Source organism: Mycoplasma sp. 06067-C1-B144P-99-0482-3, assembly GCF_051053925.1.
GTDB lineage: Bacteria > Bacillota_I > Bacilli_A > Mycoplasmatales > Mycoplasmataceae > Mycoplasma > Mycoplasma leachii.
In genome coordinates this window covers 1,025,798-1,048,398 of record NZ_CP144017.1, presented here as the reverse complement: position 1 = coordinate 1,048,398, position 22,601 = coordinate 1,025,798, and the positions used below count along the sequence as shown (strand labels likewise).

Here is a 22,601-nt window from a genome sequence, read left to right as displayed (position 1 = left end):
AAATATATAGATAGTTTTAATAAAAAAATGCATCATCAACTGAGTTTGCTAAAAAACTTGATTTATCATGAAGTTTTCAGGAATTCTTTAGCCCACCAAAAGATTTGAGAAGAATGAAAATTATTTCTAATCTAACAACAGATACATTTAATTTCTTCTCACCAGTTATTTTTACTAAAAATATTATTATTATTATTATTATGGGTTTAGATAAAGATGACTGAAAAGAAAATACACGTCTAAAATTTGATGCAAGACTAATAGCACTTTCAACACACACCGAAAAATTTGGCAATAAAAAGATTCAATATGGTATTTATATTGAAACTAACGCAGATGAAAGTACGATTGAATTTAATGCACCGCTGGTGTTTAAAAAACTACCACAATAAAAGATTAAAAAATTAGGCTTATACATTCTAAAGTCCAATTTTTTTAATACCATAGTTTTAGTTAAGTAAAGAATTTTAAAATACATACTATATTTTGTATAAAAAAGTAAATATCTTTAAAAAGAGTTTATTTTTTGATAAAAATTTTGGAAAAATATTCAAAAAAAGACGAGATAATGGTTCTATCCCGTCTTCTATAGTACATATTTCTGGAACTTTTTATTTATTTTTTTCAGGCTTCTAATACTTTATTTTTGAATTTATATGTATGATCGAATATATTACTTGCTTTTTTTGCTACATTATTTTTAATTTTTCATTTTGACAAGTCTTGTGAAAATTTAGTCGCATGAGAGAACATTTCACCTAATTTCTCAACTTTCTCAACATTTCATTTGTCTATTTTTCCATTAAAAGATTTTGCATATTGAAACATTGATTCCATATCTATTACATTAGAAACATCTCAATCATTTAAATCTTGGTTAAAATTAAATGCATCACGGAACATTTCAGACATTTGTCTTACATTAGACACATTTCACGAATTAAGTGGTTGGTTAAAATTTTCTGCACCAATAAATAAACTTGTCATTATTTTTACATTTTTAGTATTTCATTTTGAAATATTTTGATTGAATTTTTTTGCTTCATAAAACATTGATTCCATATTTATTACATTAGAAACATTTCAGTTATCTAAATTTAAAACTTTTTCAAATTTAAAGTTTTGAAAAGCATTTTCTAGACTTTTAATTTTCAAAGGAAGATGTTTTGGAACTTTTTTTGTATTTTTTGGCATTTTATATATTTGTATTGTCTTTCCAAAATCATGATCAAGATATCTTTTTTTCAATGAATAACCTATTTGAGTAATAACTACATTTTGCTCTTCATTATTTAGTTCTGGAAACTTGTCATCTGGAACTGTAATGATCTTTTTTTCATTATTTTCAATATAATATTTTGTAGCCACTCTATCTTTTAAAACACTTCCCAAGTGTACATCGAATTCATAAGTCCCTAAACGTAATTTAACCTTATTTTTTGGGTTATTATTACCTTCTACAAAAATTGTATCTTCATCTCCATTAGCCAGTTCTAAGTTTTCAATTCCTTCTTCTTTAGCAAAAACTTTTATTTGGTTTAAGAAGTCTTTATGAGTGTGAAACGTTGCAAATGCGTCTTCTTGTTTTTTTACAATAGCTTTTATGACCTCAGAATTTTTTTTATCATTTTCAGTATTTATTGGTTTTGGTTCATTTTTTTGCTTTTCTTCATTATTTTTATCTTCTTCTTTTTCTTCTTTTTTAGGTGCTTCAGAAGGTTTTGTCTTTTCTTTTTCTTCTTTCTTCTCTTCAGTAGGCTTAACTTCTTCTTTTTTATCTGGAGTTTTTTGCGAAGTTTTATCACCACAAGCAATTACTGCAGCACTAGTTGTGGCAACTAAACCAACAGATCCTAATATTATTAATAATTTTTTCATATAATGTCATTTTCAATTGTTTGTTTATCTTTTGATAAGACAAATTATATATATATATATATATATAATGTCAATATATTTTTGATAGAACTGCTTTTAGAACCATTAGATATGAATAATTATAGAATATAAGATTATAGAAATGAACTTATGAGTAATCTTTAACAAGAAAAAAGCAAGATCTTGAAAATATCAAAATCTTGCTAATTTGTTTAGTATATAGTTTAAACTAAGTGTTTTAATTAATAAATATTGTATTATATTTTAGATTATTCGATTGTAAATTTAATTTTTAATGTACCAGGAGTTTTTGTTGACTTAACAGATCCAGATCCTTTTCTGTTCTCATAATCAACTTTTAATTGTCATAAATCCTTTTCTTCTTGACCTAAAATTTCTGCTATTTTTTTCTTAACTTTTAATTGAGAAACAGCATTATTTTCTTTTTTAAATTTACCCAAATCTAATGTATTAGAGAATGTGAATGTTAGAACATCAGAATACTTAGTAGATTTCACAATTGCTTTACCACCTTCATTCACGTATTCAATTTTTAAGTCTGTTAGTGTAGATATATCTGTATTTGTTAATTTTGCTATTTTCTTTTTAATATCATACTGTGAAAAACTATTATACTTATTTTCATCCTTAAAAAAGCCACCTAAGTCTAAATTTTGCATTGGAAACTTTGTTTCTTTTGATTTTTCATCTTCTTGCTCTTGTTTCTCTTTTAATTTCTTTTCTTCTTCTATTTTCTTCTTTTCTTCTTCATTCTAAAGTTTTTTCCTTTAATTTACTTGGTTTATATATAAATAATTCATCAATAATATTAATATGTTGTAAAAACAACTTATTTATACCATAAAACAAAAATACACAAAATATTTTTGTTGAAATTTAACAAACTAAAAGAAAATTATCCTAATTTATTAACAAAAGTGAAGTCTTGGGCTTCACCTAGTTATATAGGCAATTCTGTCTTGAAAATATCACATATTAAGGATGAATTAAATACTACAGAAGCCTATTTAATGCTATTGATAGTCATATTTTGTCAATAAAACCAGAATTTAGAAGGAGCAAGCAAATCATTTTAATAAAGTGATTAAAAATAACACAGTTGTATTTCAAAAACTAGTGAAAATCTGGTCATAATGCATCATGAAATTATGCAACTAATCCCGAGTATCGCCTAGATTCAAGCAATGATTGAGCAAACGGAATTAGATAGAAATAAAGAGTTTAAAGCAAAAACTGCTGAAGAACTAATAAAAGCATTTGAACAAACTAAAAATCAATAATTAGTTTACTAAAACAATAATAAAACAGACTTATTCGACAAGTCTGTTTTTTGATAACTAACCTTCTTTTATTGTGACTGTGCGTCTTGTGCCTGCTCATACAACAAAGATCTTTCACCCAATTCATACTATTCCAGCAACAAAAATGAAAGGGAAGAATGGTATAGAAACACACCATGCAGCAACGTTAATTTTCATATTGTTCATATATTTTGCTGTTAAGGATAGTGACATCAACACTGTCATAGGAAGCGCAAGGGCCATAAGAGCTATACAGCCAATTATTATTCCTGCTAACTGTCCTTGAGCAAATGAACCTCTTTTATAATAAATTATTGATGAGTGAATTAGGTATGGAAAGTAAAAGAGGGATACAACGCCACTTACAATTAAAATGTATCTCAATATTAAAATAAATTTTTTTCTGGCTATGGTCTGCAGTTATGTGTTCATGTCTAATAACGGTTACATTATTAGGATTTTGTGCCTGCCCAGCAACTGGTTGCTGAACATTAGCTTGAATATATATATATATATATATATATAATCTGTCTTATCAAAAGATAAACAACCAATTGTAAAGGACATTATATGAAAAAATTATTAACAATATTTGGTTCTATTAGTTTAATTAGTATGACTAGTATTACATCAATTGCTTGTAAAAATATAAATAAATCAAAAAAAGAAGACTCATCTAAATCCGACAGAACTCCAAAAACTCCTGAAAATGATTCAACTAAACCAGAAGAAAATCAACCTAAAAAACCAGATGATAAAAAACCTAATAATAACGATAATAGTTCAAATGATTCAAATAGTAATTCTAATCCGAATAATAAACCTGATTCAACTAAACCTAGTGAAGATCCTAAAAAACCAAATGAAAACACTCCAAAAACACCACCAAAACCAGATGAATCAAAACAACCAGATAACAACAATACAAATCCAGATAATTCGAATAACCCAGAAACTAAACCTGGTCCTAGTGAAAAACCACAATCTGATCAACCTACTGACCAACCTGAAAATTCTGAACAACCTAAAAGAACAAAAGAAGAAAATTTTAAGTTAATTAAAAAATATGGTGCAGAAGTTCTTAAATTGTTAAGTTCTTTTTCATCAGAAGATAAAATTGATCAACTTCAAAAGAAGCCAGAAAATTCTGAATTATTAAAATTAGTATCAAATATAAGTCAACTTTATAAAAAATTAGGTAATTTTACAACAATAGATGAATTTGAAAAAGAATTTAATTCTGATAATTGAAAAAATAAAAGTTCAAATGAATCATTTGATGAATTTTCAAAAGAGTTGTTTGAACAATGAGATAAGACTGTTACAGAGTATGAAAAACAAAAAGATAGTATTTTAAAGATATTAAAGCAATAGTATAGTTTAGATCATAAGAATAATACTTATTTACCCTAAAAACCCTTTATATGAAAAAAAATAAGAAAAGACTAAAGAAGCACCTAAAAAAGAAGAAAAATCTGAAGAAAAAATAGATTCTCCAAAAAATGACAAAAATCTAGGGAATTTTGAACCAGATAAGAGAAATATTTTGCCTCAAGCAACAATTAGAGAAGCAGTAACTAAAAAAATAAGTATTTCTCCATCAGAGTTACAAAAATTTGAAGTTGATTATGAAAAGAAAATAGTTAAGGTAATATCATCTAAATCAAACAATCAAGAAATAGAGTTCACATTTACTAGTTTTCTTGACTTAGGAAAAATTCAAAACACTATTAAGGATGGAAGATCTTATACAAATATCAAAAAAATTAAGGAAGCAATAGCTAAAAAAATGGGTGTTAAGCAAGATGAATTAAAGGAGTTAGATGTTAACATCAATGACACTGGAACTGTTCGTTCTACAAAATTTTTTGGTACATTAGCTTTTAAATTTTCTTCTAATGATACAAAATAAATGAAAAAGTAATATTTAAAAGTCTCTAGCATATGAAGTCTAGAGATTTTTTTGTTTTAAAGTAGTAATAATTTAACATACTTTTTAATTATTTAATTTTCTAAATGTTTTTTTGAATATTTTTTAAAGATAATTAGGAAAAAGTTTTTATTATTTTAAATAAATGGACACTGCAAATAACCATTATACTTTAAACTATTTTCTTAATCTAAATAATATAAATGTTGATTAAAAAGATAATAAATCTCATTCTGACAGTTTAACCATAAACTAGGCAAGCCAACTTAAACGTAAAAATATACTTGACATTATCGTGGGTTATTATACAAAATGGTACTATAAGTTATAATTATATTATCAAAGAAATTAGAGAATAATAGATCTATTCTAACAAGCCTAATTTATCTTTGAGTTCATGGGAAAACCTTGAACAATCACTTTTAACCCTCAATACGATTCCTGAGATCTCGTCAACTAACTCACTAGGTAATCCATTGGGGTATTTTTTTATGTATAAGAGTGTTTTGTCTAATCCACTATGAATTCTTCTTGTTTGGTTTATCATTGTTAGTATTTTTAAATCTTCTTTTCTACTTTCATCTAATTGTTTTCTTCTAACAAAATCAACTTCAACTCAATCAGTTGAACCAATTTCTAATGGCTTTGCAATATAGCGTTTAGTATCTGTTCTAAAGTAAAGTTGTTCATCTGAACCAATTACAAGTTGAATATTTTCTTTTTTATAAAATCTAAAACGTTTACCAAATTCATCGTATGGAGCATAAATTTTAGTTTTATACTCTGCTACACCATTTGCAAATTTTCTAGGTATAGGTAGGTCAAAGAATTTTTCAACTTCATTTTCACCTAGTTGTCTAAATGCATTATCTCTTTTTCTTTTTTTACATTTACTATTAACAAAATCTATTAATTTGTGTTTTATTTGATTTGCTTGTTCAATTGTTTTTATATCATTTTGTTTAAAGAAGAAAGGTGCATTTTTTTGGACTGTATCTCACATTCTTTCAACATGTGGTTTTGCATTAGCATTAGATGAAGAAATCACCTCTATACCCCTATTTTCAAGCTCTAAACGCGTTCTAGCGTTATTTCTTTCATCTTTTTTAAAATTAGCTCTATTATCAGTAATAATTCTTTGAGGATAGCCATAAGTTCTAAATATTGTTTCAAAAATTTTTTGATAAGAATTTAAAGATTCTTCGTATTCTTCAAAACACATATCAAGTATTTGATTAGTTCCAACATCAACAGCCATAACACATGTTGCTATTGTGTTATTTTGAAAATAATAATGAGTACATCCATCTACTTCTATTACCTGTCCAAATTTATAATTGTTTGCTACTGCTAGTCTGTGTTTTTCTACGTTTTTAGGCACATAAAAAACTAGCTCATTGCTATACCTAATTAATTTTCCTTCTTCTTGTTGTCTTCTTATTTTTTTAACTTCTTTTTTGGTTTTACGTTTGCAATAAGGGCTTGCATAACCTTGTTGTATTAGTCTCCTATTTAAAGTTGAATAAGAAATTTTATTTTTAGTGTTAGTTGACATAAGAGTGCTGTGATAGTTTTCTAAAGTTAAATAAGAACAACTAGCATTATTTACATCTCCACCAGTTATTTTTACTTGTTCTTGGTATTTTTCACCTAAATTATGTATTATCTCATCACTATATTTTTGAGCATTTTTATTATTAGTGTTTTTATGTGAAAGAATTAGCTCTGCTTCCTTGTTCTTTCATTTAATATATTCACTTTTATATTTTTTTACAGTAGAAAGTGATTTTTGAAACTGTATAGCGATTGATAACAACTTTCTGTTAGGCTCTTTTTCAAAAGTATCTATTATAAGTTTCTTTTTTTCATTAAACTTTTTATTTTCTTGGATAACAAACATTAGACCTCCTGTTCAATTATAAGACCACAGATCTGTGGTCTTATAATTGGTCTGGTACCATTTTGTTTAATAATCCAACTAAACGTAAAAATATACTTGACATTATATATATATATATATATAATGTATCTTGCCAAAAGATAAAAACCAATTGTAAAGGACATTATATGAAAAAATTATTAACAATATTAGGATCTGTTGGTTTAGTTGCCACAACTAGTGCTGCAGTAATTGCTTGTGGTGATAAAACTTCGCAAAAAACTCCAGATAAAAAAGAAGAAGTTAAGCCTACTGAAGAGAAGAAAGAAGAAAAAGAAAAGACAAAACCTTCTGAAGCACCTAAAAAAGAAGAAAAATCTGAAGAAAAAATAGATTCTCCAAAAAATGACAAAAATCTAGGGAATTTTGAACCAGATAAGAGAAATATTTTGCCTCAAGCAACAATTAGAGAAGCAGTAACTAAAAAAATAGGTATTTCTCCATCAGAGTTACAAAAATTTGAAGTTGATTATGAAAAGAAAATAGTTAAGGTAATATCATCTAAATCAAACAATCAAGAAATAGAGTTCACATTTACTAGTTTTCTTGACTTAGGAAAAATTCAAAACACTATTAAGGATGGAAGATCTTATACAAATATCAAAAAAATTAAGGAAGCAATAGCTAAAAAAATGGGTGTTAAGCAAGATGAATTAAAGGAGTTAGATGTTAACATCAATGACACTGGAACTGTTCGTTCTACAAAATTTTTTGGTACATTAGCTTTTAAATTTTCTTCTAATGATACAAAATAAATGAAAAAGTAATATTTAAAAGTCTCTAGCATATGAAGTCTAGAGATTTTTTTGTTTTAAAGTAGTAATAATTTAACATACTTTTTAATTATTTAATTTTCTAAATGTTTTTTTGAATATTTTTTAAAGATAATTAGGAAAAAGTTTTTATTATTTTAAATAAATGGACACTGCAAATAACCATTATACTTTAAACTATTTTCTTAATCTAAATAATATAAATGTTGATTAAAAAGATAATAAATCTCATTCTGACAGTTTAACCATAAACTAGGCAAGCCAACTTAAACGTAAAAATATACTTGACATTATATATATATATATATATATATATAATGTATCTTGCCAAAAGATAAAAACCAATTGTAAAGGACATTATATGAAAAAATTATTAACAATATTAGGATCTGTTGGTTTAGTTGCCACAACTAGTGCTGCAGTAATTGCTTGTGGTGATAAAACTTCGCAAAAAACTCCAGATAAAAAAGAAGAAGTTAAGCCTACTGAAGAGAAGAAAGAAGAAAAAGAAAAGACAAAACCTTCTGAAGCACCTAAAAAAGAAGAAAAATCTGAAGAAAAAATAGATTCTCCAAAAAATGACAAAAATCTAGGGAATTTTGAACCAGATAAGAGAAATATTTTGCCTCAAGCAACAATTAGAGAAGCAGTAACTAAAAAAATAAGTATTTCTCCATCAGAGTTACAAAAATTTGAAGTTGATTATGAAAAGAAAATAGTTAAGGTAATATCATCTAAATCAAACAATCAAGAAATAGAGTTCACATTTACTAGTTTTCTTGACTTAGGAAAAATTCAAAACACTATTAAGGATGGAAGATCTTATACAAATATCAAAAAAATTAAGGAAGCAATAGCTAAAAAAATGGGTGTTAAGCAAGATGAATTAAAGGAGTTAGATGTTAACATCAATGACACTGGAACTGTTCGTTCTACAAAATTTTTTGGTACATTAGCTTTTAAATTTTCTTCTAATGATACAAAATAAATGAAAAAGTAATATTTAAAAGTCTCTAGCATATGAAGTCTAGAGATTTTTTTGTTTTAAAGTAGTAATAATTTAACATACTTTTTAATTATTTAATTTTCTAAATGTTTTTTTGAATATTTTTTAAAGATAATTAGGAAAAAGTTTTTATTATTTTAAATAAATGGACACTGCAAATAACCATTATACTTTAAACTATTTTCTTAATCTAAATAATATAAATGTTGATTAAAAAGATAATAAATCTCATTCTGACAGTTTAACCATAAACTAGGCAAGCCAACTTAAACGTAAAAATATACTTGACATTATATATAATGTATCTTGCCAAAAGATAAAAACCAATTGTAAAGGACATTATATGAAAAAATTATTAACAATATTAGGATCTGTTGGTTTAGTTGCCACAACTAGTGCTGCAGTAATTGCTTGTGGTGATAAAACTTCGCAAAAAACTCCAGATAAAAAAGAAGAAGTTAAGCCTACTGAAGAGAAGAAAGAAGAAAAAGAAAAGACAAAACCTTCTGAAGCACCTAAAAAAGAAGAAAAATCTGAAGAAAAAATAGATTCTCCAAAAAATGACAAAAATCTAGGGAATTTTGAACCAGATAAGAGAAATATTTTGCCTCAAGCAACAATTAGAGAAGCAGTAACTAAAAAAATAGGTATTTCTCCATCAGAGTTACAAAAATTTGAAGTTGATTATGAAAAGAAAATAGTTAAGGTAATATCATCTAAATCAAACAATCAAGAAATAGAGTTCACATTTACTAGTTTTCTTGACTTAGGAAAAATTCAAAACACTATTAAGGATGGAAGATCTTATACAAATATCAAAAAAATTAAGGAAGCAATAGCTAAAAAAATGGGTGTTAAGCAAGATGAATTAAAGGAGTTAGATGTTAACATCAATGACACTGGAACTGTTCGTTCTACAAAATTTTTTGGTACATTAGCTTTTAAATTTTCTTCTAATGATACAAAATAAATGAAAAAGTAATATTTAAAAGTCTCTAGCATATGAAGTCTAGAGATTTTTTTGTTTTAAAGTAGTAATAATTTAACATACTTTTTAATTATTTAATTTTCTAAATGTTTTTTTGAATATTTTTTAAAGATAATTAGGAAAAAGTTTTTATTATTTTAAATAAATGGACACTGCAAATAACCATTATACTTTAAACTATTTTCTTAATCTAAATAATATAAATGTTGATTAAAAAGATAATAAATCTCATTCTGACAGTTTAACCATAAACTAGGCAAGCCAACTTAAACGTAAAAATATACTTGACATTATATATATATATATATATATATAATGTATCTTGCCAAAAGATAAAAACCAATTGTAAAGGACATTATATGAAAAAACTATTAACAATATTTGGTTCTATTAGTTTAATTAGTATGACTAGTATTACATCAATTGCTTGTAAAAATATAAATAAATCAAAAAAAGAAGACCCATCTAATAAAGAAAAAGACAAAAACAAAGAAGCTGATGATAATAAAGAACCTAAAGAAAATTCTGAACAAGCTGCTCCACCTGAAAATTCTGAACAACCTAGTCACTCACCTAGTCATTCAGAAACAAATACTCAACCTAATAAATCTGATTCAACTAAACCTAGTGAAAACCCTAAAAAACCAGATGATAAAAAACCTAATAATAACGATAATAGTTCAAATGATTCAAATAGTAATTCTAATCTGAATAATAAACCTGATTCAACTAAACCTAGTGAAGATCCTAAAAAACCAAATGAAAACACTCCAAAAACACCACCAAAACCAGATGAATCAAAACAACCAGATAACAACAATACAAATCCAGATAATTCGAATAACCCAGAAACTAAACCTGGTCCTAGTGAAAAACCACAATCTGATCAACCTACTGACCAACCTGAAAATTCTGAACAACCTAAAAGAACAAAAGAAGAAAATTTTAAGTTAATTAAAAAATATGGTGCAGAAGTTCTTAAATTGTTAAGTTCTTTTTCATCAGAAGATAAAATTGATCAACTTCAAAAGAAGCCAGAAAATTCTGAATTATTAAAATTAGTATGAAATATAAGTCAACTTTATAAAAAATTAGGTGATTTTACAACAATAGATGAATTTGAAAAAGAATTTAATTCTGATAATTGAAAAAATAAAAGTTCAAATGAATCATTTGATGAATTTTCAAAAGAGTTGTTTGAACAATGAGATAAGACTGTTACAGAGTATGAAAAACAAAAAGATAGTATTTTAAAGATATTAAAGCAATAGTATAGTTTAGATCATAAGAATAATACTTATTTACCCTAAAAACCCTTTATATGAAAAAAAATAAGAAAAGACTAAAGAAGAATCTAAAAAAGAAGAAAAATCTGAAGAAAAAATAGATTCTCCAAAAAATGACAAAAATCTAGGGAATTTTGAACCAGATAAGAGAAATATTTTGCCTCAAGCAACAATTAGAGAAGCAGTAACTAAAAAAATAAGTATTTCTCCATCAGAGTTACAAAAATTTGAAGTTGATTATGAAAAGAAAATAGTTAAGGTAATATCATCTAAATCAAACAATCAAGAAATAGAGTTCACATTTACTAGTTTTCTTGACTTAGGAAAAATTCAAAACACTATTAAGGATGGAAGATCTTATACAAATATCAAAAAAATTAAGGAAGCAATAGCTAAAAAAATGGGTGTTAAGCAAGATGAATTAAAGGAGTTAGATGTTAACATCAATGACACTGGAACTGTTCGTTCTACAAAATTTTCTGGTACATTAGCTTTTAAATTTTCTTCTAATGATACAAAATAAATGAAAAAGTAATATTTAAAAGTCTCTAGCATATGAAGTCTAGAGATTTTTTTGTTTTAAAGTAGTAATAATTTAACATACTTTTTAATTATTTAATTTTCTAAATGTTTTTTTGAATATTTTTTAAAGATAATTAGGAAAAAGTTTTTATTATTTTAAATAAATGTTTACTTGCAAATAACCATTATACTTTAAATTATTTTCTTTATCTAAATAATATAAAAGTTTAGCTAAGATAAAATATAGTTGTATATTTAGTGTATTAAATGTACAAAAAGGGGTGTTTTATTTGAAAATAATTATATTTGATAAGATAAAAGATCTACAAGAGTATTGTGCGCAATTATTTATAGATCAAGTAAAACAAAATCCATTTGCAAAAATTGGTTTTGCAACAGGAGTTAGTCCAATTGATTGTTATAAATTAATAATTAAATATTCAAAACAAAATAATATTTCATGAAAAAATGTAACTACATTTAACTTAGATGAATTTGTAAATATTAGTAAAGAACATAAACAAGCTTTTATTAAGCAAATGAAAGATAACTTATTTGATCATTTAGATATTGATTCTAAAAATATTAATTTTTTAGATTGCCAAACTAATGATCCTAAAAAAGAATGTCAAAGATATGAAAATTTAATAAGAAGTGTTGGTGGAATTGATTTTCAATACATCAGTTTAGGAATTAATGGTCATATGGCTTATAATGAGCCAAACACTAGTTTCAATACTGACACTCATTTTGTTAAATTAACTAAAGAAACTATTTTAGATATGGTTAATAAGAAAAAGTTTAATTCGCTAAATGATTGTCCAACTCATGCAATGACTATGGGAATTCAAACTTTATTAAATTGAACTAAAAAAGCAATTATGGTTTCATATGGAATTCATAAAGCTTTAGTTACTAAACAAATGATTGAAGATAAACCAAATGAACAAATTACAGCTTCATTTTTACAATTACATAAAGATTGTACTTATATACTTGATAAAGACGCAGCTAGCTTATTAGATAAAAAATATTTAGAAATTGCAGAAAGGAGATAACCTATGCATAATCTAAAAACAAAAACTAAAAAAGCCAATAGTTTTTATAATAATCTTTTAAATGCACTACAACGTTTAGGAAAAACTTTAATGTTTCCAATTGCAGTTTTACCAATTGCAGCTTTATTAGCTAGATTTGGTGCTTTAATTCAAGATCCACTAGCTAATGGAGGTTCAAATATTTCTGAAATTCAAAAATTCATAGGATTAGTTATAGCTACTCCTGGGCAAATTGTTTTTGATAATTTAGCAATAATTTTTGCTATTGGTATTAGTTTTGGATTAGCAAAAGATAATCGTGGAGAAGCTGCATTAGTTGGTGGAATTGTTTGATTTGGAATGACAGCTTTATTAAAAGAAGGTTTAATTCCAACATTTATTTGAAAAAATGTACTAACTTCAGATAAACTTTTAATTAAACAAGGTGAACAAATGGTTCCAGCTACTCAACTATTATATTTTTTAAAAAATAATACTGTTAAGTACCAATTGGATTCTGGAGTTGTTGGTGGTATTGTTGTTGGTTGTTTAGTTGCTTTAATCTATAACAAATATAAAGATGTAACTTTACCTCAGGCTCTTTCATTTTTTGGTGGAAGAAGATTTATTCCAATGTTAGGTGTTTTAATGATTGTTCCACTAGGTTTAGGTTTTGCTATCGTTTGACCTTGAGCACAATTTATTTTAATTAAAATAGGAACAACTTTATCTCAAGCAAATGGTTTTGCTAAGGGATTTGCAGTTGGAACTTATGGGTTTTTAAATAGAATTGTTCAACCATTTGGTTTACATCATATTTTAAATACATTTGTATGATTTCAATTACCAATTGAAGGTAAATTATTAGCTGATGGATCTACAGCAATAATTAATGGTGATATTACTGCATTTCAAAAAGGATTAATTGGTTCAGGGTTATTTACTTCTGGTTTTTTCCCTTTGTTTTTAGGGGGATTACCAGGAGTTGCTCTAGCCTTAATTTTAGTTTCAGATAAAGATAAAAAAAAGCAAATGACTGCTTTTTATGGGGGATCTGCTTTTGTTGCTTGAATTACTGGAATTGATGAACCTTTAATTTTTAACTTTATTTTTATTTCTCCAATTTTATATGTTTTAAACGCTTTATTTACAGGTATTTTTTATATGTTTGTAACTTGATCTCAAATTGCTTTAGGTATTGGATTTAGTGCTGGATTTATTGATTATGTAGTTTCGTTTTGAACTTCATGACAAATTTCAACAAAAATCGGATGATACGCTAACCCATTATGAATTTGAGTATTTGCTATTGCTATGTTTGGTTTATATTTTACAACATTTTACTTTTTAATTAAAAAGCTAAATATTCCAACCCCTGGTAGAGAAAATCAATTAGGATTTAAAAAAGAAGTTTTAGAACCAATAACAAGTAATAATAAACAAAATAAATATGAAATAATGGCTAAAAGAATTTTAGATATTGTTGGTGAAGATAATATTGAATTAGTTGAAAGTTGCTCTACAAGATTACGATTGACTGTAAAAAATAATTCAAAAACTGTGATTGATGATCAAAAAATTAAACAAATAGGAGCTTTTGGAGTAGTTAGATTAGGTAAAAATAATTATCAAATAATAATTGGAACTGATGTAGAACATGTTGCAGATAAGTTAAAAGAAATTCTAAATTAGTTTAATAATTATAAAGTTCAGAGTAAATCTGAACTTTTATTTTGTTTTTAGTGATATAGATTTGTTGTAATTTAAAAAAAAACTTAAAATTATTAAAGTAGTATAATCAAAAAGTTATTTAAGGAGAAATTATGTCATTTAGATTACGTTATGCACCATCACCAACTGGATTTTTACATATAGGAAACACTAGAACAGCTTTAATGAATTACTTATTTGCAAAACATTACAATGGTTCATTTATTGTAAGAATTGAAGATACTGATTTAGCAAGAAATGTTGACGGTGCTATTGAATCACAATTTGAAAATTTAAATTGATTAGGAATTTATGCTGATGAATCTATTTTTAATGTTGGTGATCAAAAATATGGTAAATATATGCAATCACAAAAATTTGATAGATACAAACAACTAGCTGAACAATTAGTTAATCAAAATAAAGCATATAGATGTTTTTGTAGTAGTGAAGAATTAGAAAAAGATTATGAAGACCAAACTAGTAAAGGAATTATTGCTACTAAATATTCACAAAAATGTTTATTTTTAACTCAAGATCAAATTAGCCAAAATCTAAAAGATAAAAAAGAATATTCAATTAGATTTAAAGTTCCACAAAATAAAGTATGAACAATTAATGATATTGTTAGAGGTGATGTTAGTTTTGATTCAAAAGATCTAGGTGATTTTGTAATTTTAAAAAGTAATGGTGTTGCTACTTATAATTTTGCAGTTGTAATTGATGATTATGATATGCAAATAACTCACGTTTTAAGAGGAGAAGAACATATTTCAAATACTCCAAGACAAATGATGATTTATGATGCTTTTAATTGAAATTATCCTAAGTTTGGTCATTTAACTTTAATTGTAGATAATACTGGTAAAAAGTTATCAAAAAGAAGTGGAAATGCTTTATTTTTTATAGAACAATACAAAAAACAAGGTTATTTATCACAAGCTATTTTTAACTATATTGCACTTTTAGGTTGATCTCCACCTGGTGAACAAGAAATTTTATCTCAAAATGAATTAATTAAAATTTTTGATGAAAAACGTTTTAGTAAATCTCCTTCAACTTTTGATATGGTTAAAATGAAATGAATTAATTCAGTTTATATGAAAAAACTAGAAGATAATGAATATTTAGAATTTGTTAAATCATTTATAAATAATAATAAATTTAACATTACTAGTAAATCTGAAGCTTGATTAAATCATTTGTTATTACTTTATAAAAAAGAATTAGAATATGCAGAACAAATTAATGATCATTTAGATTTATTCTTTAATAAAACTACACTTGATAATAATACAATTGATGTTTTAAACAATTTAACTAATTATAAAAATGTAGTTGAGATTTTTAAAAATCAAATTAATGATTTAAAAGATTGAACAATAGAAAATATTAAACAAATAATTAAAGATACTTCAACATTAGCAAATGTTAAAGGAAAAGATTTGTTTATGCCAATTAGAATTTTTGCAACTAAATCAGAACATGGACCCAGTTTAGCTGATGTAATTTATTTATTAGGAAAAACAACTGTTTTAAACAATATTAATTCATTAGAAAGATAGTTATGTATTTAAAAGTAATTAGAGATAATGTTCATGGTGATATTTATTTTGATGATGTAATTTATATTCAATTAATAAATACTTATGAAATGCAAAGATTAAGAAGAATTTTACAACTTGCAGGAACACAATTAGCTTATCCAAGTGCAACACATACTCGCTTTAGTCATTCTATTGGAACTTATTATATTTTAAAAGAGTTTTTTAAAAATAAAGCTTTTTTAAAAATAAGTAGTTATGAACAAAAACTAGTAAAAATAGCTGGATTATTACACGACATTGGACATGGCGCTTTTTCACATACTTTTGAAAAAATTACACATAAAAATCACGAACAATACACAAGTGAAATTATTTTAAATAAAAAAGGAAATATTTATCTAATTTTAAAAAAACATCATATAAATCCTCAAGATATTGTTGATATTATTAATGGAACTTATAAAAATAAAATTATTAATTTATTAGTAAGTTCACAAATTGATGCTGATAGATTTGATTATTTAAAAAGAGATTCAATTAGTTGTGGTGTTGATTATGCAACACTAGATTTTAAGTGAATGATTAGAAATGCTTTTATTATTGATGATAAAATAGTCTTTCCTAAAAAAACTATTTATGCAATTGAATCATATTTATTAGGTAGATATCATATGTACCAACAAGTTTATAATCATAAAACATCAACTATTTTTGATGCTATGCTTATTAGTTGGTTTAAAAGAGTTGTTGATTTATTTAACAAAAACTATCAGTTTAAAGATAATAGAATTATTGACTTTTTTTCACCATTATTCTACAATAGAAATATTAGTTTAGAATCTTATTTAAAAATAGATGATTATTTAATGTTTGACATTTTTAAAAATTGTAGTATTGAAACTGATGAAATATTAAGTGATCTATCTAAAAGACTAGTAGAACGTAAGTTATTCACTATTAGAGATGAATATCTAATAGATAAAAATGTCTTGATTAAAAAATTAAATAAATTAGGTTTAGATCCTAAGTATTATTTATTAGAAGCAAATATTAAGCCTTTAACTATGTATAATCCTATAATTAAAGATAATAAAGATGAAAATATCTATTTATATGATAATAATAATCATCAAATAAATGAACTAGGTTACTATAGTAAATTAGTGAAATTTTTTCAAAAAACTAATACTCAAAAAAAAGTGAAAAAAATTATTTTTCCAAAAGAAATAGTGTAGAATTTTTAATTGTGTAGGTGAAAATATGTCAAAAGTTAGAAATTTGGATTTAGTGCATTCGTATTTACAAAACACTAAAACACCTTCAAGTTTAGCTGAAATTTGAAAGTCAATCTCAAAAGATGTAATTAGTCAAAAAAAAGATGAAATCTCAGTAATTGCAGATCTATATGGAGATATGGTTCTTGATAATAGATTTGCTTTAACAACTGATAATTTATGAGCTTTAAGCTCTAATTCTTCAGTTGAAAATGTTAAAAAACAATACGATGATTTTATTAATGCTTCAGATCATAAACATAGATATGATGATTTAGATGATGAATTAGCAATAGATGATGATATGATGCTTGATGAAGATTATGATAATGATGACTTTACTCAAGATATAGATGATTTTGACGAAGATTTTGATGACATTGATAATTCATATATAGATGATGACGATGAATATAATCGATAATTAAAGGTTGTAAAACTGAGTTTTTATGACCTTTTTATTTTAATTAGTTGTTTATAATTAATTAAAATAATAAGTAAAGGAGAATAAATAGATGGCAAAGTTTATATTTGTAACTGGTGGAGTAGTTTCAGGTTTAGGAAAAGGAATTACAGCTAGTTCAATTGGTGCATTATTAAAAGCTAGTGGATTAAAAGTATTTATGCAAAAATTTGATCCATATTTAAATGTTGATCCAGGAACAATGTCTCCATATCAGCATGGTGAAGTTTTTGTTACAAAAGATGGTGGAGAAACTGATTTAGATTTAGGACATTATGAGCGTTTTATTGATGAAGAATTGACTAAATTATCTTCAACAACTTCTGGAAAAATTTATTTATCTGTAATTAAAGGTGAAAGAAAAGGAGGCACTAGTGGTAAAACTATTCAAGTAGTTCCTCATATAACTGATGCTATTAAAAATAAAGTTTATCAAGCAGCACAACAAAGCCAAGCTGATGTGATAATTTCAGAAATTGGTGGAACTGTTGGAGATATTGAATCTCAGCCTTTTATTGAAGCAATTAGACAAATTAGACTAGAACAAGGTAAAGAAAATGTAATGTTTGTTCATGTTGTTTTATTATTATGATTAGCTGCTTCAAAAGAATATAAAACTAAACCTATTCAAAATTCAGTAAAAGCAATGGCTAGTTTAGGAATTCAACCTGATGTTATAGTATGTAGAAGTGATTCAAGTTCACCAAAAGATATTAAAGAAAAAATTTCTTTATTTTGTAATGTTCCTATTACAAATATTATTGATGCAATTGATCAAGATTCAATTTATAGAGTTCCATTAGCTTTAGCAAAACAAAACCTTCAAGATATTATAATTGAACAGTTACAATTAAAAGCTAATGCTATAGATTTAACTTCATGAAAACAATTTAACAAAAAAATAGATTCATCTAGTCAAGAAATTGAAATTAGTTTTGTTGGTAAATATATAGAATTACAAGATGCATATTTATCAGTTTTAGAATCATTAAAAATAGCTGGTTGAGAATTTAATAAAAAAATTAAAATTAGATGAATTCAAGCAGAAAAATTAAATGAATCAAATTACAAAGAAATATTAAAAAATAGCCAAGGTATTTTAGTTCCAGGTGGATTTGGTAAAAGAGGAATTGAAGGAATGATGTTAGCTAGTAGGTATGCTAGAGATAATGATATTCCTTATTTAGGAATTTGTTTAGGAATGCAAATAGCTACAATTTCAATTGCAAGAGATTTATTAAATTGAACTGATGCTGATTCAACTGAATTTAATAAAAATACTACTCATCCAATTTTTGATTATATTAAAGGTATTGATAGAGATAATATTGGTGGAACTTTAAGATTAGGTACAATGGTTACTAAATTAGAAAAAAATTCATTAGTTTCTAAGTTGTATAATTCAGATGTTGCTTTAGAAAGACATAGACATAGATATGAATTTAATAATGAATATAAAAAAGATTTAGAAAGTGTTGGATTAAGATTTTCTGGAATTTATGAAGAAAAAAATTTAGTTGAAGTTATTGAAATGCCAAGTTTAAAATTTTTTGTTGCTAGTCAGTTTCATCCTGAATTTACTTCTCGTCCTAATAAGCCAACTCCTTTATTTAAAGGATTTATTAAAGCAATTATTGAAAATAATAAATAGTATCTTAATAATAAAGCTAAACTCACAATTTAATTGTGAGTTTTTATTTTAAATAGATATTGTAAAAATTTATTAAGTATGTTATAAATGAATTATAAAAAGTTTTAGTTAAGTTGTAGGTGTTTTATGAAAAAGTTGATGGTTACATTAGCGTCTTTTTTTATGTCCATTTTATTAATTACTTTTCTATCTTTTTTTAATTTTGATAACAATATAAAAAAATTGCTTTTCAACAGAATAAAAAAAGAAGAATACAAAGTTCATAAATATAAAGATAATAAAACAAGAACTGAGATTACAGATTTAGGATTTTATAAAAACGGTTCAACTATTACACTTATGCAAATTCCTTGACATGTAACTAAAGTTCCATCTACTTTACCAAAAGAAGTTAAAAGTTTACGTAATGCATTTGCTAATAGATTTGAACATCATAAAGAAGTAACTGGTTTTGAAACTTGAGATACGTCTGAAATAATTGATATGAGTTATACATTTTATAATAATGAAACAATTAACGCTGATTTATCTAGCTGAAAAACAGATAAAGTGACAAATATGCAAGGTATGTTTAAGAATGCTATCAAGTTTAACAATAATGGAAAACCATTGAAGTGAGACACTAGCAAAGTTACTTCAATGAATTCAATGTTTGATGGGGCAAAAAATTTTAATCAAAATTTAAGAAGTTGAGTAGTAGATGAGATTAAAGATAATAAAAATTTTTCTAGAGGAAGCGGTTTTTCTCATGAACCTAATAAAAGACCTGTTTGAAAACAACCAGAAATTAACGACCCAATTATTAAAAAACCAGAAACAAGAGTGCCTGAAGTAATTATTCATCCATCTCCACCAAAGCCTAAAGTTTAATATACCTTTAACTAGAATAATAACTCCTGCTACAAAATGATCTCCAATTTTAAAACCAACACCAGATTCAAAGAAAGGTTTAGAAATACCAAAAGCTAATTTGAGTACAACAAATCAACAATCTAAAAAGCTTTCAACTCCTGCAATTGTTGGTATTGTTGTTGGAAGTCAAGTTTTGTTAACCTCTTTAGCAGTTGGTACACCTTATTTAATTAAAAAATTTAAAAAGTAATTTTCCTTAGCAATTATGAAAAAAATAATTTTATTATTATTGCCTAACATATTAATTTTTACTTTCCTTACATTGTTGCCTATAAAATGGTCTAACAACATAATTTATCAGCAAAGTAGTTCTAGAAAAATAAATAGAAAAGATGAAAAAAGCCATGTATACAATACAGATAAAACAGAAATAACTGAAATTGGATATTGAACAAGAAATGGAGCTATTACAATAAAAGGAATACCAAAAACAGTTAAAAAAGTTTCTAGTTCTTTACCACCTGAGATTACAAGTCTTTATGGAGCTTTTTCCTATAGGAATACAGGTGATGTAATTGTAACCGGATTTGAAAGATGAGATACAAAGAACATTACTGATATGAGTTATGTTTTTTCAAATAATTCAATTGTTGATATTGATTTATCATTTTGGGATACTTCTAAAGTAACCAATATGAATGGTATGTTTAAAAATGCTATTAAATTCAATAATGGTGGTAAACCATTAAAATGAACTACTAGCAATGTAGAAACTATGGAATCTATGTTTGATGGAGCGACAAATTTTGATCAAAATTTAAAAGATTGAAAAGTGGATAGAGTTAAAAATAATAAAAATTTTTCTAGAGGAAGCGGTTTTTCTCATGAACCTAATAAAAGACCTGTTTGAAAACAACCAGAAATTAACGACCCAATTATTAAAAAACCAGAAACAAGAGTGCCTAAAGTAATTATTCATCCATCTCCACCAAAGCCTAAAGTTAATATACCTTGAACTAGAATAATAACTCCTGCTACAAAATATTCACCAACATTAAAACCAACACCAGATTCAAAGAAAGGTTTAGAAATACCAAAAGCTAATTTGAGTACAACAAATCAACAATCTAAAAAGCTTTCAACTCCTGCAATTGTTGGTATTGTTGTTGGAAGTCAAGTTTTGTTAACTTCTTTAGCAGTTAGTACACCTTATTTAATTAAAAGATTTAAAAAGTAATTTTAACCTAGTAAATACTAGGTTTTTCTATGTTTTTACTAACTAAATTACTAAGTATATTTGTACATTTACTAATTATGAACTTATATGTTGTCATTAAAACATTAGAAAATGATAATATTAAAATAGATTTAAATAAAGGAAGTAATATAATGCCAAAGTTATATCACAAAAAATTAGTTAATGCTAAACAAATGGTAAGTGATGCGCATAAAAAAAGATATGCAATAGGTCACTTTAATATTAATAATTTAGAATGAACAAAAGCAATTTTAGAAGCAGCTGAAGCTTCTAAAACACCAGTTATTATAGCTACGAGTGAAGGTGCTATAAAATATATGGGTGGTGTTAATGCTGTTGTAGGAATGGTTAATGGATTATTAGATTATTTAAATATTACAGTACCAGTTGCTTTACACTTAGATCATGGACAATCATTAGAAATGGCTAAAAAATGTATTTTAGCCGGTTATTCATCAGTAATGTTTGATGGTTCACATTTCCCGTATGAAGAAAATTTAAAAATGACTAAAGAATTGATTGAATTTGCTGAAGAATATGAAGTTTCAGTTGAAGCTGAAATTGGTTCAATTGGTGGAGAAGAAGATGGAGTTATTGGTCAAGGTGAATTAGGAGATCCACAACAAGCTGAGGAAATTTCAAAAACTGGAATTACTATGCTAGCTGCTGGAATTGGAAATATTCATGGTAAATATCCATCATGATGACAATCACTTTCATTTGAAACTTTAGAAAAATTACAACAAGCTTGCAAAATGCCAATGGTACTGCATGGTGGTTCAGGAATTCCACAAGATCAAGTTAAAAAAGCAATTTCTATGGGAATTTCAAAGATTAATGTAAATACTGAACTACAATTAGCTTTTAGAGATGCAACTAGAAAATATATTGAAGAAGAAAAAGATCTTGATGATTTTAAAAAGGGATTTGATCCTCGTAAATTACTAAAACCAGGATATGATGCTTTAAAAACTACATTTTTAGAATTAACAAGTTGATTTGGTTGTCAAGGAAAAGCTGAATAATTAATTTAAAAGTTGCTTTGTAATACAAGCAACTTTTTTAGTACTGAAAAAGGAAAATGAAAAAATAAATTTTCTATTTTTTGTCCTATTTTATTATTTTTTGTCCAGCATAAAATATAATAATCTTGAAAAGAGTTGAA

19 protein-coding genes and 2 pseudogenes are annotated in these 22,601 nt (G+C 25.5%); 16 read left to right on the top strand and 5 right to left on the bottom strand.

What is annotated here, in order from left to right:
- Nucleotides 1–113 precede the first annotated feature (113 nt).
- Complete coding sequence (locus V2P32_RS04585; RefSeq protein ID WP_434343502.1) at nucleotides 114–392, top strand: hypothetical protein; 279 nt, start codon at nucleotides 114–116, stop codon at nucleotides 390–392.
- Between the two features lie 223 nt (nucleotides 393–615).
- On the opposite strand, the gene V2P32_RS04580 is transcribed toward V2P32_RS04585, so the two are convergent.
- From V2P32_RS04580 to V2P32_RS04565, 4 genes are all read right to left on the bottom strand, one after another.
- Nucleotides 616–1,878, bottom strand: coding sequence for a BspA family leucine-rich repeat surface protein (locus tag V2P32_RS04580; RefSeq protein WP_434343501.1), 1,263 nt, complete (start codon nucleotides 1,876–1,878; stop codon nucleotides 616–618).
- 269 nt (nucleotides 1,879–2,147) lie between these two features.
- Complete coding sequence (locus V2P32_RS04575) at nucleotides 2,148–2,558, bottom strand: hypothetical protein (protein ID WP_434343500.1); 411 nt, start codon at nucleotides 2,556–2,558, stop codon at nucleotides 2,148–2,150.
- The gene (locus V2P32_RS04570) at nucleotides 2,527–2,727 is read right to left on the bottom strand and encodes a hypothetical protein (protein ID WP_434343499.1); all 201 of its coding nucleotides are present in this window, start codon (nucleotides 2,725–2,727) and stop codon (nucleotides 2,527–2,529) included. Before V2P32_RS04570 ends, V2P32_RS04575 begins: the two co-directional genes overlap by 32 nt.
- A gap of 509 nt (nucleotides 2,728–3,236) precedes the next feature.
- Nucleotides 3,237–3,386, bottom strand: coding sequence for a hypothetical protein (locus V2P32_RS04565; protein WP_434343498.1), 150 nt, complete (start codon nucleotides 3,384–3,386; stop codon nucleotides 3,237–3,239).
- Nucleotides 3,387–3,848: 462 nt separating this feature from the next.
- On the opposite strand from V2P32_RS04565, the pseudogene V2P32_RS04560 reads away from it, so the two are divergent.
- Both V2P32_RS04560 and V2P32_RS04555 read left to right on the top strand, forming a co-directional pair.
- Nucleotides 3,849–4,199 (top strand): annotated as a pseudogene (locus tag V2P32_RS04560) (hypothetical protein); the annotation flags it as partial.
- Between the two features lie 547 nt (nucleotides 4,200–4,746).
- Nucleotides 4,747–5,112, top strand: a complete 366-nt coding sequence (locus V2P32_RS04555; protein ID WP_434343497.1) for a hypothetical protein — start codon at nucleotides 4,747–4,749, stop codon at nucleotides 5,110–5,112.
- Nucleotides 5,113–5,494: 382 nt separating this feature from the next.
- Here V2P32_RS04555 and V2P32_RS04550 read toward each other — a convergent pair whose 3' ends face one another.
- Complete coding sequence (locus tag V2P32_RS04550; protein WP_434343361.1) at nucleotides 5,495–7,030, bottom strand: hypothetical protein; 1,536 nt, start codon at nucleotides 7,028–7,030, stop codon at nucleotides 5,495–5,497.
- A gap of 167 nt (nucleotides 7,031–7,197) precedes the next feature.
- Here V2P32_RS04550 and V2P32_RS04545 point away from each other — a divergent pair, with 167 nt between their 5' ends.
- The 13 genes and pseudogenes from V2P32_RS04545 (at nucleotide 7,198) to fba (ending at nucleotide 22,461) form a co-directional block, all read left to right on the top strand.
- Entirely contained in the window at nucleotides 7,198–7,824 is a 627-nt protein-coding gene (locus V2P32_RS04545; RefSeq protein WP_434343495.1) for a lipoprotein, read from the top strand.
- A 379-nt stretch (nucleotides 7,825–8,203) separates the two neighbouring features.
- Nucleotides 8,204–8,830, top strand: a complete 627-nt coding sequence (locus tag V2P32_RS04540) for a lipoprotein (protein ID WP_434343496.1) — start codon at nucleotides 8,204–8,206, stop codon at nucleotides 8,828–8,830.
- A gap of 361 nt (nucleotides 8,831–9,191) precedes the next feature.
- Entirely contained in the window at nucleotides 9,192–9,818 is a 627-nt protein-coding gene (locus tag V2P32_RS04535) for a lipoprotein (RefSeq protein ID WP_434343495.1), read from the top strand.
- Nucleotides 9,819–11,279: 1,461 nt separating this feature from the next.
- Entirely contained in the window at nucleotides 11,280–11,645 is a 366-nt protein-coding gene (locus V2P32_RS04530) for a hypothetical protein (RefSeq protein ID WP_434343494.1), read from the top strand.
- 280 nt (nucleotides 11,646–11,925) lie between these two features.
- Entirely contained in the window at nucleotides 11,926–12,702 is a 777-nt protein-coding gene (locus V2P32_RS04525; protein ID WP_434343493.1) for a glucosamine-6-phosphate deaminase, read from the top strand.
- A gap of 3 nt (nucleotides 12,703–12,705) precedes the next feature.
- Complete coding sequence (locus V2P32_RS04520) at nucleotides 12,706–14,373, top strand: PTS transporter subunit EIIC (RefSeq protein WP_434343492.1); 1,668 nt, start codon at nucleotides 12,706–12,708, stop codon at nucleotides 14,371–14,373.
- A gap of 131 nt (nucleotides 14,374–14,504) precedes the next feature.
- Complete coding sequence (gene gltX / locus V2P32_RS04515; RefSeq protein WP_434343491.1) at nucleotides 14,505–15,956, top strand: glutamate--tRNA ligase; 1,452 nt, start codon at nucleotides 14,505–14,507, stop codon at nucleotides 15,954–15,956.
- A 2-nt stretch (nucleotides 15,957–15,958) separates the two neighbouring features.
- A complete protein-coding gene (locus V2P32_RS04510; protein WP_434343490.1) occupies nucleotides 15,959–17,173 on the top strand; it encodes an HD domain-containing protein in 1,215 nt (404 codons plus the stop codon).
- Between the two features lie 25 nt (nucleotides 17,174–17,198).
- Entirely contained in the window at nucleotides 17,199–17,636 is a 438-nt protein-coding gene (rpoE, locus tag V2P32_RS04505; RefSeq protein WP_434343489.1) for a DNA-directed RNA polymerase subunit delta, read from the top strand.
- Between the two features lie 91 nt (nucleotides 17,637–17,727).
- The gene (locus V2P32_RS04500; protein WP_434343488.1) at nucleotides 17,728–19,326 is read left to right on the top strand and encodes a CTP synthase; all 1,599 of its coding nucleotides are present in this window, start codon (nucleotides 17,728–17,730) and stop codon (nucleotides 19,324–19,326) included.
- Between the two features lie 126 nt (nucleotides 19,327–19,452).
- A pseudogene (locus V2P32_RS04495) lies at nucleotides 19,453–20,428 on the top strand (BspA family leucine-rich repeat surface protein).
- Between the two features lie 15 nt (nucleotides 20,429–20,443).
- Nucleotides 20,444–21,415 (top strand): BspA family leucine-rich repeat surface protein, encoded by a 972-nt coding sequence (locus tag V2P32_RS04490; protein WP_434343487.1) that lies wholly within the window; start codon nucleotides 20,444–20,446, stop codon nucleotides 21,413–21,415.
- Nucleotides 21,416–21,567: 152 nt separating this feature from the next.
- On the top strand, nucleotides 21,568–22,461 hold the full coding sequence (gene fba, locus V2P32_RS04485) for a class II fructose-1,6-bisphosphate aldolase (protein ID WP_434343998.1): 894 nt from the start codon (nucleotides 21,568–21,570) through the stop codon (nucleotides 22,459–22,461).
- Nucleotides 22,462–22,601: the final 140 nt, after the last annotated feature.